Genomic DNA, 15628 nt, shown 5'->3' with positions numbered 1-15628 from the left:
CAGACAAAGTGTGACCGTGCTGTGACAAAGTGTGACTATTGAAATGTTGTCAGATATTCATAAAAAGAAATGTTGTCCGGAAGCTTCATTTTTACGGATATTCTTTCCTTTCTTTTACGACAGGCTTCTGGCGTTATATTTAGCATTGTGGCTATTTCTTTGGTTGATAAATTCATGTAGATATAAGAAATGTATCGTATATCACCGGCCGTAAGATTAGGATGTTTGCCTTTTATCTTCTTTAGAAAATCCTGATTTACCTCTTCAAAATGCAGTATAAAACTATCCCACTCCTCTTCAATGTTTAATTGATCACGTAATGATTTAATTTTGATATCTAATGATGTATCGTCAGTACCGCTTAAAGGATTCGAAAGCTTACTTAAAATATCTTCAATGATCTGATTTCTTTCAGACAGATAAAGTGTCTTGGATGATAATTTTCTATTTTTAAAATCAATCTCTTTTTTTAAGCGTTCTTGCTCAAAAAATGCGAGTGCTTCCTTTTCCTTAAGTTGGTTTTCCCGCAGTAAATTTTCATTTTTTTCCCTTTCAAGTTCTAAAGCGAGTATTTGCTGTTCTTTTTCTGCCAGGAGTTTTATCTGCTTATGCTTAACTATGCTGTTTTTAAAATTCCAGACAAACAATAACACTGTAAAAACAATAGCAATTAATATAAAAACGAATATCTTTCTCTCCTGAGTTCTTTTTTTCTCACTGTCTGAAATTTTGCTTTTATAGTTTTGCAATTCAAATTTTACTTTACTGTTTTCGAAAAGCTTAGCATTATTTATCTCATTAAGTTTCTGATGTGCAGTAAAAACAGAATCTTTATATCTTATAGCGTTTTCTAATGATTTGTTCTTCAAATGTATCTTGGAAAGCAATTGAAAAGCTTCGATTTTTACTTCCAAATTTGGATTTCTGTCCAACAATGCATTTACATATTTGTCTGCATCCTTCGGGTTGTTTTCTTCGAAATATGAATTCGCAATTAACATTAACAATGAATATTCATGATCACTATCCTTTAAAAGATAACGGCTCCTTAACAGATTAACAGCCGATTTTCTGGCTTGAAAAAAATTCTTATTGAGTAAATCACTTTCTGCTAAACCAATTTCAGCCATCAGTAAAAAATCTGGTTTTACTTTTAAAAAAAGAACGGCCTCAAGAAAAAAATTTCGCGCTCGTTTTATTTTACCCGTTTCATTTAAAATATTCCCAATATTTATGGCATACATACCAGCTCTAATAGTATCCCTATTTTTTTTAGCTATCCTGTAAGCCTTAACCGAATACTCATAAGCTTTATCAAAATTTTTTTTCTTCGCATATAAAACAGCAATGTTGTTTAAGACAACCATCTCTGAACTTGAATCTAATTTTTGCATCGAAATTGAATATGCCTGAAAATAATAGTTAAGTGCTTCACCATATTCAAGCATTAAACAATAATTGGCAGCTATATTATTAATGGCAAGGAAATGCTCTTTATAAAACTGTCCTCTCTCGGCAATTATTTGTGCTTTGGTAAGAAATTCTATTGAGCGTGAATGTTTATTCTCGTTCATTAATGCGATTCCTTTTTCTATAAGAACTTGACAACTATCTCTACTACTCAAACTATTATTACCGGCTATTGTAATAGAACTAAAAAAGATTATGAACAAACATTTATTAAAGAAAACTTTCAAGAACATCGTTAATTATTAATTGTTATACAAAAAATACTATTGCAGCAATCGGAATCATACAGCAAATGATTTAAGCAGCTTGTATATACTATTGCTGAGCTAATTTGTTTAAAAACTTGGCACTTCAACAATAAATTACATTAATAAAAAACCTGTGATTTGTATCACAGGTCTAAAAACAAAAAATACAAATCAAATATTCAGGACATGAGAGTTGAGAGGCCCCTTTTCTCCGCCCTGCATCATATCTACATAATTATTGATCATTTTTTGCTTATAACAATAAGGTTATTTACACAGAATACCATTAATCATTGCTTTATTGAACTAAATGAATTACTAATACAAGACATTTTTTTTCAAAAAAAATAATATCTATTTACAATTAAAAACGATAATAGACCAACTCTCATTTAAATCGATATAAATAATTTAATTTTATTGATTAGTGGAGTTTTGGCAGAAAAATCTTTTAAAAATTTAAGTAGGTTCACCCTTAATCATAATTCGTCCTTACTTCTCATACCAAAAGTGATCCGGTGAAACATTTTGCACCTACGTAGCTTTACTCGATTACCAAAAAGATTTTGAATTTCTGAAGCAGACAGATTTACTTAACGCCAGATAATATTGATATGAAATGAATATTAAATTCTTACACCCAACAAAAAAGCCTTAACAATCGTTAAGGCTTTTTTATTAGTATTTATTTCTCTGTTACTCCAACGCAAAATTAATCGTAACATTAGCTGTAATTTCAATCTCACCAATTGCTAAGGTTTCTCTCGGCATTGCAGCATCGTTTCCTACTTTCATTTCCGCGAACATCGGTCTTGGATAGTAAGTAGCTGAATTATCTGTAACCAAAAGCGTTTTACCAACTTTCTGATTAAGTGCTCCGGCATAATCCAATGCTTTAGCTTTAGCATTCTGAACAGCTTTTACTCGCGCTTCCGATTCGTACTGAGTCAATTTTGACGTTTTAAACTCAACACCGTGAATCGTATTAGCTCCGGCATCAACAACTCCCATCATGATAACATCGTATTTTGATAAATCTTTAAGTGTTATTGAAATGGTTTGTGAAGCCTGATAGTAATGCTTCTTTTTCTCGTAATCATAATTTTTAAACAAACTCACCTGCTTGGTCTGATAATCCGATGCTGGAAGTTTTACACTTTTTAAATATTTGATGATGGCATCCATGGCTGCATCGTTTTTCTTTTTCACTTCGGCAGCATCGTTACCGGAATTCCCTACTCCAACATTAATGATGGCTTGATCTGGTGTTACTTTCACTTTTCCTTCTCCGGAAACAACAACCTGTGGAACTGTTTTCATTTCTTGTGCGTTTGAAAATGTTGTCATAAACATTGTTACGGCGATTACTAAAATTTTTCTCATAGCATTAAAATATTATGTTTTCTATTACAAATCAAAACCGATGCCAAACTTAAATTTTCCCTGTTTTTTCCAAAATAAAAAGTAAAACAATGGGAATAGCCAATAAAATAACCATTAGTGTATTTTCATAAAGCATGGATGGCACTTGGGATATTGTAATAACATAACCACCGATAGCCCCTCCAAAATGTGCCGTATGTCCTATATTATCATTTTTAGCTTTCATTCCGTAAATGGAATACAAAAGATAACCAATACCAAAAATATAAGCCGGAATAGGAATAGGAATAAAAAACATATATAAGTCCATGTCCGGCCGCAGCAAAATAGCCGAATACAGAACCCCGGTAACTGCTCCGGAAGCTCCTATGGCTCGGTAGTAATAATCATTCTTATGAAAATACAATGATAATAAACTTCCGAAAATCAAGCTTCCGAAATATATCAAAACAAAATGTAGCACTCCCAAATAAGCAATAACCACAGGTGCAAAAAAATACAACGTCAGCATATTGAAAATAAGATGTCCATAGTCACCATGCAAAAAACCAGAAGTTATCATTCTTATATGTTCCCCGGCCCGAATACTGCCGATATGAAATTCATACTTTCTAAAAAAAGCATTATCATTTAAACCTCTGTAACTGACTATCGCTGTAATCGCAATGATTAATAATAGGATTGGACTCATGTATCAAATTTTCTCATCGTAAATTTACCAATTGTTTTTCTTCCGTATGTTAATTAAATGAAAGAATAATTACTTTTAAAAGTATATTTGCAAAAAAGAACAAAATGCAGTTAGCCTTATTTCTGATCGTTTACCCAATTTTATGGATTATTTCAATCCTTCCTTTTCGGGTATTATATTTTCTTTCAGATTGTATTTATGTCTTAGTTTATTATATAGTTGGATACCGTAAGAAAGTAGTCCGGGAAAATTTAGCTTTGGCCCTTCCTCATTTATCTGATAAAGAACGTTTAAGAATAGAAAAGGAATCTTACCATCATTTAGTTGACGGATTCCTTGAAATGATTAAAACAATGACTATTTCCGATGCAGAAATCAACAAGCGTTTTACTTTCACCAATATGGAATTGTATCACGAATATGAAGCAAAAGGGAAAAGCATTTCTATTTTTTGTGCTCATTATTCGAGCTATGAGTGGCTTCTGATTATGAACAAGCACATCAATTTTGAAGGATTCGGGATTTACAAAAAAATCAAAAACAAATATTTCGATAAATTGGTACGTGACATTCGCGGAAAATTCGATGCCACCTTAATCGATACTAAAGAAACCACTCAGGTAATGGTGGAAAACTACCGCAAAGGCATTAAAGGCGTTTACGGATTTGCAGCGGATCAATCACCGAAAGTATGGAAAGCACAACATTGGGTTACTTTTATGGGTAAAGAAGTTCCTGTACATACCGGAGCCGAAACACTTACCAAAAGACTAAAAATGAACGCCTTATTTGTTAAAGGTGAAAAACTAGGCCGTGGAAGGTATCAGGCCACTTTTGTACCAATGGTTGAAGATCCCAGTAAGGTTCCAGATTTTGAAATGACTGATATGTTTTTCAAAATGGTAGAGCAACAAATTCTGGAAAAACCCGAATACTATCTCTGGACACACAAACGCTGGAAGCATAACAAAGAAGATCATCCGGAAACCACTGAGAAATAAAATAAAAAAAACACTTATTTTCATAAGTGTTTTTTTATTTGTTTATTTAATTGCTTTACAAAGAAAACCATATCTTAACCATATCTTTTTCCTTGTGAAGCGCATTTTTATGAACAAACTCATTCGATTTATTGTTGTATTCATAATCCTGAGACCATTCTTTATGATTTTCCGCTAATGCTTTAATACTGCTGCAAACATATTCGATTTCAGCAGAAGTTGTCGTTGGGTGAATCGACATACGAATCCATCCCGGTTTTTCGATTAAATCGCCGGCGGTAATTTTGTCGGTCAAATAATGCGACTGTTCCTGATCTACGTGCAATAAATAATGACCGTACGTCCCGGCACAGCTACATCCGCCACGGGTTTGAATCCCAAAACGGTCGTTCAATAATTTCACACCTAAATTAAAATGCAAATCGTTAATGTAGAACGAAATCACACCTAACCTGTTTTCGTGCTGACCTGCCAATATATTTAGATTCGGAATCGCTTTTAATTGTTCGAAAACATAATCAACAATTTCATGTTCGCGCTTCAGAATGTTATCAATCCCCATTTGTTCCTTCAGCTGAATAGCCAAAGCCGTTTTGATTACCTGTAAAAAACCCGGTGTTCCGCCATCTTCACGTTCTTCAATATTATCCAAATATTTGTGTTCGCCCCAAGGATTCGTCCAGCTTACTGTTCCGCCTCCCGGATGATCCGGCACCATGTTTTTGTATAGTTTTTTATTGAAAATAAGCACTCCCGAAGTTCCCGGTCCGCCTAAAAATTTGTGTGGTGAGAAGAAAATTGCATCCAAATACCCTTCCGGATTATCCGCTGGATGCATATCAATTTTAATATAAGGCGCTGAACAGGCGAAATCTACAAAACAAACCCCGTTGTACTGATGCACTAATTTAGCCACTTCATGATAAGGCGTTCTGATTCCCGTAACATTCGAGCAGCCCGTAATTGAGGCAATTTTCAACGTTCTGTCTTTGTATTGTTCCAGCAATGTTTTAAAACTGTCCAGACAAATCAATCCTTTTTCACAGGCCGGAATCACCTCAACTTTAGCAATCGTTTCTAACCAAGAAGTTTGATTGGAGTGATGTTCCATGTGCGAAATAAACACGACCGGCTTTTTCTCTTCAGGAACTTGCGTATACTTCTGAAGGTTTTCAGGTACTTTCAACCCTAAGATTCGCTGAAACTTATTCACCACGCCTGTCATCCCCGAACCGTCAACAATAAGAATATCATCTTGATTGCTGTTGACGTGTTTTTTGATGATGTGACGTGCCTCATGGTACGCCATAGTCATTGCAGTTCCGGAAACGGTGGTTTCGGTATGCGTATTGGCCACAAACGGACCGAATTCGTTCATCAGTTTTTCTTCGATCGGGCGGTACAATCTTCCGGAAGCGGTCCAGTCGGTATAAATGATTTTCTGGGTTCCGAAAGGCGATTCGAACTCCTGATTGATTCCGATGATGTTATTTCTAAACTGCTGAAAATACTGTTCCAGTTGTGTGGTTTTTTCAGTTGTAGTCATGTCATTTTGCATTTGCGGTCAAAGATACATTTTTTTGGAAATTTGTATGAGTACTTACCCTGAATTTGAGCACAATACTTCTGTTTTTAACAAAACTTTTAAAATCGACCAAATTCTACCTGCTGAAACGGAAGAAAAAAGCTATTTTCGTAAAACAATTAAAGCTACAATGGAAGAAAACTACACGGAATCAAACGAAAACTTTATAGAGTTTGAAGCAACCTTATCCCTGACCAATAAAGAAATCTTCAATCGTATCTGGACTTCACCAAGGATGGTGTTCAAATTTATCAACGATAATAAATACGATAAACTGGTAACGCCTTTACTGATAATGGCCGGTATCGCAAACTCCTTAGACAAAGCTGCAGGCAAAGATGTGGGAGATGATAGTATGGGACTTGTCGGTATTATTCTGATTAGCGTAGTAGCTGGAGGATTATTTGGCTGGATTTCGTATTATATTTATGCTGCTTTATTAAGCTGGTCCGGAAAATGGCTTGACGGAAAAGGGAATACCGACAGTATCATAAGAGTGATTGCTTATGCCATGATTCCTTCCATCTTAGCAATAGCCTTTCTGATTCCTCAATTACTGATTCAGCGGAGTGGAATTTTTCAAACTGAAGATGCTACCTCAAGTACCGGGATAATCCTGAATATCATCTCCTACGGTTGTGCGATTGTTCAGGTAGTGTTAGGTATTTGGACCATGGTACTTTGTATAATTGGGCTTTCGGAAGTTCAAAAATTCTCCATTGGGAAAGCGATTTTAAACTTCTTTCTGCCGATACTGTTCATTGTCATACCAATTATCATTATAATCTTTTTATTTCGATAATAACCTCTAAAACAAAACCCTGAGCTTTCACTCAGGGTTTTTATATTAAATTCCGGCTATCTGCTTCAGTTCGCTTACAAAACGCTCGGCTAAAACATCGGCGGCATTTTGCGTTGGTGCTTCCGTATAGATTCGGATAATTGGCTCGGTGTTCGATTTTCTTAAATGAACCCATTCCGTTGGGAAATCAATTTTTACACCATCAATTGTTGAAAGGTTTTCCGAAGCATATTTTTCAGCAATTTGCTTCATCACCTTATCCACATCGATTTGAGGAGTAAGTTCAATTTTATTTTTACTCATGAAATACTGTGGATACGATGCTCTCAATTCGGCTACAGTCATTTCCATATTTGCTAAATGCGTAAGGAATAAAGCCACACCAACCATCGAATCGCGACCATAATGACTTTCCGGATAAATAATTCCTCCGTTTCCTTCTCCTCCGATAATCGCATTTGTGGCTTTCATTAATTCCACCACGTTCACCTCACCTACTGCACTTGCTTGATAACTACCGTTGTGTTTTTCCGTGATATCTCTTAATGCTCTGGATGAAGACATGTTCGAAACCGTATTACCTGGTGTTTTACTTAAAACGTAATCGGCAACGGCAACCAAAGTGTATTCTTCTCCAAACATTTCACCATCGTTTGAAATGAAAGCCAAACGGTCTACATCCGGATCTACAACGATACCGAAATCGGCTTTTTCTTCCACCACCAATTTACAGATGTCACCCAAATGTTCTTTCAATGGCTCCGGATTGTGTGGAAAATGACCATTAGGTTCGCAGTACAATTCTACTACTTCCACGCCCATCTGCTCCAACAATTTCGGAATAATAATTCCTCCAGATGAATTGACACCGTCCACCACAACTTTAAATTTACGTTTGGCAACGGCTTCGGCATCCACTAAAGGCAAATTCAATACTTCATCGATATGAATGTCCATGTAAGCATCGTTTTCGGTAATCGCCCCTAAACTGTCCACATCGGAAAAATCGAAAGCTTCTGCTTCAGCAATTTCAAGGATTTTAGCACCGTCGGCACCGCTTAAAAACTCGCCTTTTGCGTTCAATAATTTTAGGGCATTCCATTGTTTTGGATTGTGCGAGGCGGTTAAAATAATACCACCATCGGCTTTTTCTAAGGGAACGGCAACTTCAACGGTTGGTGTAGTCGACAAACCTAAATCGATTATATCAATTCCTAAACCGACTAAGGTATTTACCACCAAATTGTGGATCATTGGGCCTGAAATACGGGCATCGCGACCAATTACAACCGTTAATCTGTCTTTTTGTATGTTTTGTTTTAAGAAAGTTCCGTAAGCCGAAGCAAATTTCACGGCATCAACCGGAGTAAGGTTATCCCCGACTTTACCGCCAATGGTTCCGCGAATTCCTGATATGGATTTTATTAGAGTCATATGAATTTCTTTTTTGCAAGTACAAATATAAAAGGTACTGAGGTACTGAGGTACTGAGAAACTAAGTTTTTTTGAAAAAAATTGACAGTATAATTACTTAACTTTTTTTATATTTACAAATAACCTTAGTGCCTTAGCTTCTTAAAACCTTAGCGACTTGTTTAATGAACTTTTTAGCACACATCTATCTTTCCGGGGAAAACGATTTGATCAAAATCGGGAATTTTATGGCGGACGGTATTCGCGGTCATGACTACGAACAGTTTCCGCTGGACGTGCAGAAAGGCGTTTTATTACATCGGGCCATTGACACCTTTACGGATGCGCATCCGGTTTTCAGACAAAGCAAACACCGACTACATGAAAAGTACGGACATTATTCCGGAGTGATCATGGATATTATTTACGATCATTTTCTGGCGAAGAACTGGGCCAAATACTCCAATGAAAATTTAGAAAAATATGCCGAGCGGTTTTACAATTCCTTAAGAGATAATTATGACTGGCTTACCCCAAAAACCAAAGGAATGATGCCTTATATGATTGGCAGAAACTGGCTGGTTACCTACGCCACAATTGAAGGAATCGGTCAGATTTTGTTTCAGATGGACCATCGCACAAAAAACCGTGCTAACATGCAAAATGCCGTTGAAGAACTAAAAGAATACTACACTGAATTTGAACAGGAATTTACCACATTTTTCGAAGAATTGCGAACGCACGCCCAACAGAAACTTGCTATTTTATAATGAATTTCATCACCAAGCTTGATACTGTTTTCCGTGAAAATGCTTCCGCAGAATCAGCTGTACCGATGGAAGCTTACATGAAAAACAATTTTACTTTTTTAGGGATCAAAACGACTCCGAGAAGGACTTTGTTTAAAGAAATCTGGAACAACCATAAAGACGAAATCAAACAAAATCCCCACGAAATTGCTTTGGAATTGTATCAGAAGAAAGAACGCGAGTTTCATTATTGTGCCATAGAAATCCTAATCAAAGAACTCAAAAACAAGTTTCAAAAAGAAGACATTTTACTAATTGAAAACCTGATTATCACCCATTCTTGGTGGGACAGCGTGGATACGATTGCCAAATATCTGTTGGGAAATTACCTTGTTCAGCTTCCAGAAGAAATCCAAAATGTAATTAACCGATTTTCAAATGCTGAGAACATGTGGCTAAACCGTTCGGCGATTCTTTTCCAATTGGATTATAAGGCTAAAACCGATGCAGATTTACTGTTTACCATCTGTGAAAAACACAAAGTGTCCAAAGAATTTTTCATTCAGAAAGCCATTGGTTGGGCGCTTCGGGATTACAGTCGTTTTAACCCAAAAGGTGTAACCGATTTTGTCGCAAAGACCGATTTAAAGCCCTTAAGCAAACGCGAAGCCTTACGAAATTTATAACTTCCTTAAACCAGTGTTCTGATAAAAATGCCGTATTTTAGCGTTTTCATCCAATCTGAATTTTAAAAAAATTTAATGCCGAACAGGAAAGCTTCATCATTTACTTTATTCATACGCAAACAGTTAAAGCGTTTTGAAGCGTTCTTATTTTTACTAAAATCAGTAGTAAGTAACCGCCAGTTTTTGTACATTTCCTGTGTTTTGGTGGGAATTTCTTCAGCATTGGCTGTAATTGTCTTAAAAACATTTGCGCATTGGGTCTTTCGCTTCGCAAATTACATCGATCATATTTTCCATTTGCCCTATTCGAACAGTTTACTTCCGGTTATCGGAATTCTGCTGACCGTTTGGGTTATTAAAAAATTTCTGGACGGAAGCATCGAAAAAGGTACTTCTCAAATTATGATTGCCGTTGCCAACAAATCTGGGATTATGCCCAGAAAGCAAATGTATGCGCAAATCATAACGAGTTCCTTGACTGTTGGCATGGGTGGATCGGCAGGTTTAGAATCACCTATTACCATTACCGGCGCGGCTTTTGGTTCCAACTTCGCTCAAAAATACCGATTAAATTATAAAGACCGGACCCTTTTGCTGGCTTGTGGTGTCGCTGCAGGAATCGGAGCCGCCTTTGGTGCGCCCATTGCCGGTGTTTTATTCGCCATTGAAGTGATTTTGGCCGATATGAGCGTAACCGCTTTCATTCCAATTATGATTTCAGCGGCAACCGGCTCTCTGGTCGCTACCGTTCTTTTAAAAGAAGAAATCATTTTATCTTTCAAAAACCAGCTGACTTTCGATTATCACAATATTCCTTACTATATCATTTTAGGCATTTTATCAGGTTTAGTGTCGGTGTATCATGCCCGAAATTTCAGAAAAGTGGAACATTATTTTTCAAAACTTAAGTCGCCACTTTTCACAAAAGCACTATTTGGAGCCGGAATATTGGCCGTACTGATTTTCTTTTTCCCTACACTTTTTGGTGAGGGTTATGAAAGCATTAAAACACTTTCTTCCGCCGATCCATCCGTTCTAATGGAAAATACTATTTTGGAAAACAAAAGGTCCAACGAATGGATTTTACTTGGTTTTATTGGTCTTACGATGATGATCAAATCTTTCGCAACCGGTTTAACATTAGGAAGCGGTGGTAATGGCGGTAACTTTGCACCTTCCCTTTTTGTAGGCTCCTATCTTGGTTTTTTTGTGGCAAAATTTTTTCAGCTAACCGGAATTGATAAAGATTTACCCATCAGCAATTTCTCGGTAGTCGGGATGGCTGGTTTATTGAGCGGTTTGTTTCACGCCCCATTGACCGCTATTTTCCTTATCGCTGAAATTACTGGCGGTTATGGTTTGTTTGTACCGCTGATGATCGTTTCCTCCATCAGTTTTGCCATTTCCAAGAAAATGGAAGTGCATTCCATGGATATTAAAAATTTGGCTGATACAGGAACGGTTTTCACCAGTGATAAAGACAAAAACATTCTTTCCTCCATCGAACTTTCAAAACATATCAAAACGAACTTTGTTTCAATTTCAACTGCTGCTAAATTGGAAGATGTTACTACTATCCTCTCACAAACCAAGCAATCCGTTTTTCCGGTTATCAACGAAAAAGAAGTATTTGAAGGAATTATTAATTTCGATTCCATCCGACCGATAATTTTTAATGCCTTTCAGACAAAATATACTCCTTTAAGCGATGTCATTGAACAACCCAAAACAACTATTTGCTATGACGAAGTCATGGAAACCGTTATGGAAAAGTTTGAAAGTTCCAATACTGATATCCTATTCGTTTTAAAGGACCAAAAATGTTTGGGTTATGTTGAAAAATCCGAAATTCTCACCAGTTACCGTGAAAAACTGAAGTCGTTGCGAATCGAATAAAAACTAAATTTTCTTTTCGGCTGCCTATCTGAAAATTAGCTACAAAACTGTACCTTTGCGTTTTGCACAACTACACAGCTAATTTATGTTGAATTCTGAAGAAACTATTGAAGTTTTAGGCGCCCGCGCTCATAATCTTAAAAATATAGACGTCGTCATTCCGCGGGAAAAACTCGTGGTGATTACCGGGCTTTCAGGTTCGGGAAAATCATCTTTGGCTTTTGATACCATTTATGCCGAAGGACAACGCCGTTACATTGAAACATTTTCTGCTTATGCCCGTCAGTTTTTAGGTGGATTGGAACGACCCGATGTGGATAAAATCGACGGCCTTTCCCCGGTGATTGCCATCGAACAGAAAACCACCAGTAAAAGCCCGCGTTCTACCGTTGGGACCATTACCGAAATTTATGATTTCTTACGTTTATTATTCGCAAGAGCCGGAGAAGCCTACAGTTACAACACTGGCGAGAAAATGGTTTCGTATTCCGATGAGCAAATCAAGGAATTGATCTTTGAGCATTTTAACGGAAAACGTATTAATATTTTAGCACCCATTATCCGTTCCCGAAAAGGTCATTATCGTGAATTGTTCGAACAGATTTCCAAACAAGGCTTTGTAAAAGTTCGTGTAGACGGCGAAATCCGTGATTTGGAATACGGGATGAAAGTGGATCGTTATAAAACCCACGACATCGAAACGGTAATCGACCGAATGGCGATTGAACAAACCGAAGATTTAGACAAGCGCCTGACCGAAAGTATCAAAGTTGCCATGTATCACGGAGACGGTATTATGATGATTATCGAGCAAGAAAGTCAGGAAGTACGCTATTTCAGTAGAAATTTAATGTGTCCTACCTCTGGAATTTCTTACCCAAATCCGGAACCAAACAACTTCTCGTTCAACTCACCAAAAGGTGCTTGCGACCACTGTAACGGTTTGGGAACGGTGAACGAAATCAATCAAAATAAAATTATTCCAAACCCGAAACTTTCCATAAAACAAGGTGGTTTTGCACCGCTTGGCGAACAAAAAAGCTCATGGATTTTCAAACAGTTGGAAATCATTGGAGAAAAATTCGGGTTCAAACTGACCGATCCGATTGAAACTCTTCCGGCCGAAGCCATGGATATGATTTTAAACGGTGGTAACGAGAAATTTTCGGTGGTTTCCAAAGTAATGGGCATCACTAAAGATTATAAAATCGATTTTGAAGGGATTTCGAATTTCATCAAAAACCAATATGAGGAAAGTGGTTCGGCTTCCATCAAGCGCTGGGCCAAAGAATTCATGGACGAAATCGAATGTCCGGAATGCCACGGAACACGTTTGAAAAAAGAATCGTTGTACTTCAAAATCAATGAGAAAAATATTGGCGAATTATCGGCTATGGATATTGACGAATTGTGCGAATGGTTCAACAATTTGGACAATCATCTTACCGAAAAACAAAAAGTCATTGCAGTTGAAGTAGTTAAAGAAATCAAAGCCCGCTTAAGCTTCTTAGTGGATGTCGGTTTGAATTACTTAGCCTTAAACAGAAGTTCAAAATCGCTTTCCGGCGGTGAGGCACAACGTATTCGTCTGGCTACTCAAATCGGTTCGCAATTGGTTGGGGTTTTATATATTTTAGACGAACCAAGTATCGGATTACACCAGCGCGACAATGAAAAACTGATTCATTCTCTGGAGCAATTGCGCGACATTGGAAACTCGGTAATCGTGGTGGAACACGACAAAGACATGATAGAGCGTGCTGATTACGTCATCGATATCGGTCCGAAAGCAGGACGTTTCGGTGGGGAAATCATCAGCAAAGGAACACCGTCTGAATTATTAAAAGAAAACACCATTACCGCACAATACCTGAACGGAAAAATGGAAATTGCCATTCCGAAAAAACGACGCGAAGGAAACGGAAATCTGTTAAAATTATCCGGAGCAACGGGAAATAATTTAAAAGATGTTTCGGTTGAATTTCCACTCGGGAAACTGATTTGTGTTACCGGAGTTTCAGGCAGCGGAAAATCGACCTTGATTAACGAAACGCTTTACCCTATTTTAAATACACATTTCTTCAACGCTGTAAAAAAACCGCAGCCTTATAAAAAAATTGAAGGTTTAGAGCATATCGACAAAGTAATTGACATCGATCAAAGCCCAATCGGACGCACACCACGCTCGAATCCGGCAACATATACTGATGTGTTTTCCGAGATAAGAACCTTGTTTACGCAAACCCCTGAAGCTCAAATTAGAGGTTACAAACCCGGGCGATTTAGTTTCAATGTTTCCGGCGGACGTTGTGAAACCTGCGAAGGTTCAGGCGTTCGTACCATCGAAATGAGTTTCTTACCGGATGTTTACGTGGAATGTGAAACCTGTCAGGGAAAGCGATTCAATCGTGAAACGTTGGAAATTCGTTATAAAGGAAAATCAATCTCCGATGTTTTGGAAATGACAGTAGATGAAGCGGTTGATTTCTTTGAAAACATTCCGAAAATCTACCGAAAAGTAAAAACGATTCAGGATGTAGGATTAGGCTATATCACTATGGGGCAACAAAGTACAACACTTTCCGGTGGTGAAGCACAACGCATCAAACTAGCGACCGAATTATCTAAAAAAGATACCGGAAACACGTTTTACATTCTGGACGAACCTACAACCGGACTGCATTTCGAGGACATTCGCGTGCTGATGGAAGTGATTAACAAATTGGTAGAAAAAGGCAATACCGTTTTAATTATCGAACACAACCTCGATGTTATCAAATTGGCCGATTACATTATTGATATCGGCTACGAAGGCGGAAAAGGCGGCGGACAACTAATCGCGAAAGGAACACCGGAAGAAGTCATCAAAAATAAGAATAGCTACACTGCTCAGTTTTTGAAAAAAGAATTACATTAGCAGGCTATTTAATTTTTAACGAAACGAAAAATGATGAAAGACGAATTTTTAAGTGATGAGGATAAAATCCAGGACAAATTCAAACAGAAAACCTGGAACGAAATACGCGCTAACGACTCTTGGGCGATTTTTAAAATCATGTCGGAATTTGTTAACGGTTATGAAACCATGGGACGTATCGGGCCTTGTGTTTCCATCTTTGGTTCGGCGCGAACAAAACCGGATAACAAATATTATTTATTAGCGGAAAAGATTGCTTTCAAAATAAGTCAGGCAGGCTACGGTGTAATTACAGGCGGTGGCCCCGGTATCATGGAAGCTGGAAATAAAGGGGCCCATTTAGGAAATGGAACCTCCGTAGGTTTAAATATTGAATTGCCTTTTGAGCAACATTACAATCCATATATTGATAAAGACAAAAACCTTAATTTCGATTATTTCTTTGTCCGCAAAGTAATGTTCGTAAAATACTCTCAGGGATTTGTGGTAATGCCAGGAGGTTTCGGAACTCTAGATGAGTTATTTGAAGCGGTTACCCTGATTCAAACTAAAAAAATTGGAAAATTCCCGATCATTTTAGTAGGTAGAGAATTCTGGAGCGGATTATTCGAATGGGTGAAAGCAGTAATGATCGATCAGGAAAAAAACGCAAGTACTGAAGACCTTAATTTAATCAAAATTGTTGATACCGAAGACGAAGTGTTAGAAGTATTAGATAACTTCTACAAAAAATACAATCTTAGTCCAAACTTCTAAGAATAAAAAAGCTTCCGCACAAACGGAAGCT

12 protein-coding genes are annotated in these 15628 nt (G+C 37.2%); 7 read left to right on the top strand and 5 right to left on the bottom strand.

What is annotated here, in order from left to right:
- Positions 1-35: 35 nt before the first annotated feature.
- From ABGT15_RS12420 to ABGT15_RS12410, 3 genes are all read right to left on the bottom strand, one after another.
- On the bottom strand, positions 36-1574 hold the full coding sequence (locus ABGT15_RS12420; protein ID WP_367231761.1) for a tetratricopeptide repeat protein: 1539 nt from the start codon (positions 1572-1574) through the stop codon (positions 36-38).
- A gap of 840 nt (positions 1575-2414) precedes the next feature.
- Positions 2415-3101 carry an SIMPL domain-containing protein gene (locus ABGT15_RS12415; protein WP_367231760.1) on the bottom strand — a complete coding sequence of 229 codons (687 nt, stop codon included), beginning with the start codon at positions 3099-3101 and terminating at the stop codon, positions 2415-2417.
- A gap of 49 nt (positions 3102-3150) precedes the next feature.
- On the bottom strand, positions 3151-3792 hold the full coding sequence (locus ABGT15_RS12410) for a rhomboid family intramembrane serine protease (protein WP_367231759.1): 642 nt from the start codon (positions 3790-3792) through the stop codon (positions 3151-3153).
- 104 nt (positions 3793-3896) lie between these two features.
- Between ABGT15_RS12410 and ABGT15_RS12405 the strand changes: the two genes are divergently transcribed.
- On the top strand, positions 3897-4793 hold the full coding sequence (locus tag ABGT15_RS12405) for a lysophospholipid acyltransferase family protein (protein ID WP_367231758.1): 897 nt from the start codon (positions 3897-3899) through the stop codon (positions 4791-4793).
- Positions 4794-4848: 55 nt separating this feature from the next.
- Here the strand turns inward: ABGT15_RS12405 and ABGT15_RS12400 are convergent, their stop codons facing one another.
- Positions 4849-6339: an aminotransferase class V-fold PLP-dependent enzyme gene (locus ABGT15_RS12400; RefSeq protein ID WP_367231757.1), complete on the bottom strand. Its 1491-nt coding sequence runs from the start codon at positions 6337-6339 to the stop codon at positions 4849-4851.
- A 46-nt stretch (positions 6340-6385) separates the two neighbouring features.
- On the opposite strand from ABGT15_RS12400, the gene ABGT15_RS12395 reads away from it, so the two are divergent.
- A complete protein-coding gene (locus ABGT15_RS12395) occupies positions 6386-7180 on the top strand; it encodes a Yip1 family protein (protein ID WP_367231756.1) in 795 nt (264 codons plus the stop codon).
- A 45-nt stretch (positions 7181-7225) separates the two neighbouring features.
- Here the strand turns inward: ABGT15_RS12395 and glmM are convergent, their stop codons facing one another.
- On the bottom strand, positions 7226-8614 hold the full coding sequence (gene glmM, locus ABGT15_RS12390) for a phosphoglucosamine mutase (protein ID WP_367231755.1): 1389 nt from the start codon (positions 8612-8614) through the stop codon (positions 7226-7228).
- 164 nt (positions 8615-8778) lie between these two features.
- Here glmM and ABGT15_RS12385 point away from each other — a divergent pair, with 164 nt between their 5' ends.
- The 5 genes from ABGT15_RS12385 (at position 8779) to ABGT15_RS12365 (ending at position 15597) form a co-directional block, all read left to right on the top strand.
- Positions 8779-9363 (top strand): ACP phosphodiesterase, encoded by a 585-nt coding sequence (locus ABGT15_RS12385; protein WP_367231754.1) that lies wholly within the window; start codon positions 8779-8781, stop codon positions 9361-9363.
- Entirely contained in the window at positions 9363-10028 is a 666-nt protein-coding gene (locus ABGT15_RS12380; RefSeq protein WP_367231753.1) for a DNA alkylation repair protein, read from the top strand. Before ABGT15_RS12385 ends, ABGT15_RS12380 begins: the two co-directional genes overlap by 1 nt.
- Before the next feature lie 75 nt (positions 10029-10103).
- Positions 10104-11924, top strand: coding sequence for a chloride channel protein (locus ABGT15_RS12375; protein ID WP_367231752.1), 1821 nt, complete (start codon positions 10104-10106; stop codon positions 11922-11924).
- An 85-nt stretch (positions 11925-12009) separates the two neighbouring features.
- The gene (uvrA, locus tag ABGT15_RS12370; protein ID WP_367231751.1) at positions 12010-14841 is read left to right on the top strand and encodes an excinuclease ABC subunit UvrA; all 2832 of its coding nucleotides are present in this window, start codon (positions 12010-12012) and stop codon (positions 14839-14841) included.
- Between the two features lie 33 nt (positions 14842-14874).
- Positions 14875-15597, top strand: coding sequence for a TIGR00730 family Rossman fold protein (locus ABGT15_RS12365; protein ID WP_437125368.1), 723 nt, complete (start codon positions 14875-14877; stop codon positions 15595-15597).
- Positions 15598-15628: the final 31 nt, after the last annotated feature.

This window comes from Flavobacterium enshiense, from assembly GCF_040750275.1.
Taxonomy (GTDB): Bacteria; Bacteroidota; Bacteroidia; order Flavobacteriales; family Flavobacteriaceae; genus Flavobacterium; species Flavobacterium enshiense_B.
The sequence above is the reverse complement of the archived record's forward strand: the minus strand, read 5'-3'. Positions and strand labels throughout refer to the sequence as shown.

Bases quoted from the DNA above. Each gene is read 5' to 3' on its own strand.
- ABGT15_RS12405 (WP_367231758.1), top strand. From the start codon at position 3,897: ATGCAGTTAGCCTTATTTCTGATCGTTTACCCAATTTTATGGATTATT.
- ABGT15_RS12420 (WP_367231761.1), bottom strand. From the start codon at position 1,574: ATGAACGAGAATAAACATTCACGCTCAATAGAATTTCTTACCAAAGCA.
- ABGT15_RS12410 (WP_367231759.1), bottom strand. From the start codon at position 3,792: ATGAGTCCAATCCTATTATTAATCATTGCGATTACAGCGATAGTCAGT.
- ABGT15_RS12375 (WP_367231752.1), top strand. From the start codon at position 10,104: ATGCCGAACAGGAAAGCTTCATCATTTACTTTATTCATACGCAAACAG.
- ABGT15_RS12395 (WP_367231756.1), top strand. From the start codon at position 6,386: ATGAGTACTTACCCTGAATTTGAGCACAATACTTCTGTTTTTAACAAA.
- ABGT15_RS12400 (WP_367231757.1), bottom strand. From the start codon at position 6,339: ATGACTACAACTGAAAAAACCACACAACTGGAACAGTATTTTCAGCAG.
- ABGT15_RS12380 (WP_367231753.1), top strand. From the start codon at position 9,363: ATGAATTTCATCACCAAGCTTGATACTGTTTTCCGTGAAAATGCTTCC.
- glmM (WP_367231755.1), bottom strand. From the start codon at position 8,614: ATGACTCTAATAAAATCCATATCAGGAATTCGCGGAACCATTGGCGGT.
- ABGT15_RS12415 (WP_367231760.1), bottom strand. From the start codon at position 3,101: ATGAGAAAAATTTTAGTAATCGCCGTAACAATGTTTATGACAACATTT.
- ABGT15_RS12365 (WP_437125368.1), top strand. From the start codon at position 14,875: ATGAAAGACGAATTTTTAAGTGATGAGGATAAAATCCAGGACAAATTC.
- uvrA (WP_367231751.1), top strand. From the start codon at position 12,010: ATGTTGAATTCTGAAGAAACTATTGAAGTTTTAGGCGCCCGCGCTCAT.
- ABGT15_RS12385 (WP_367231754.1), top strand. From the start codon at position 8,779: ATGAACTTTTTAGCACACATCTATCTTTCCGGGGAAAACGATTTGATC.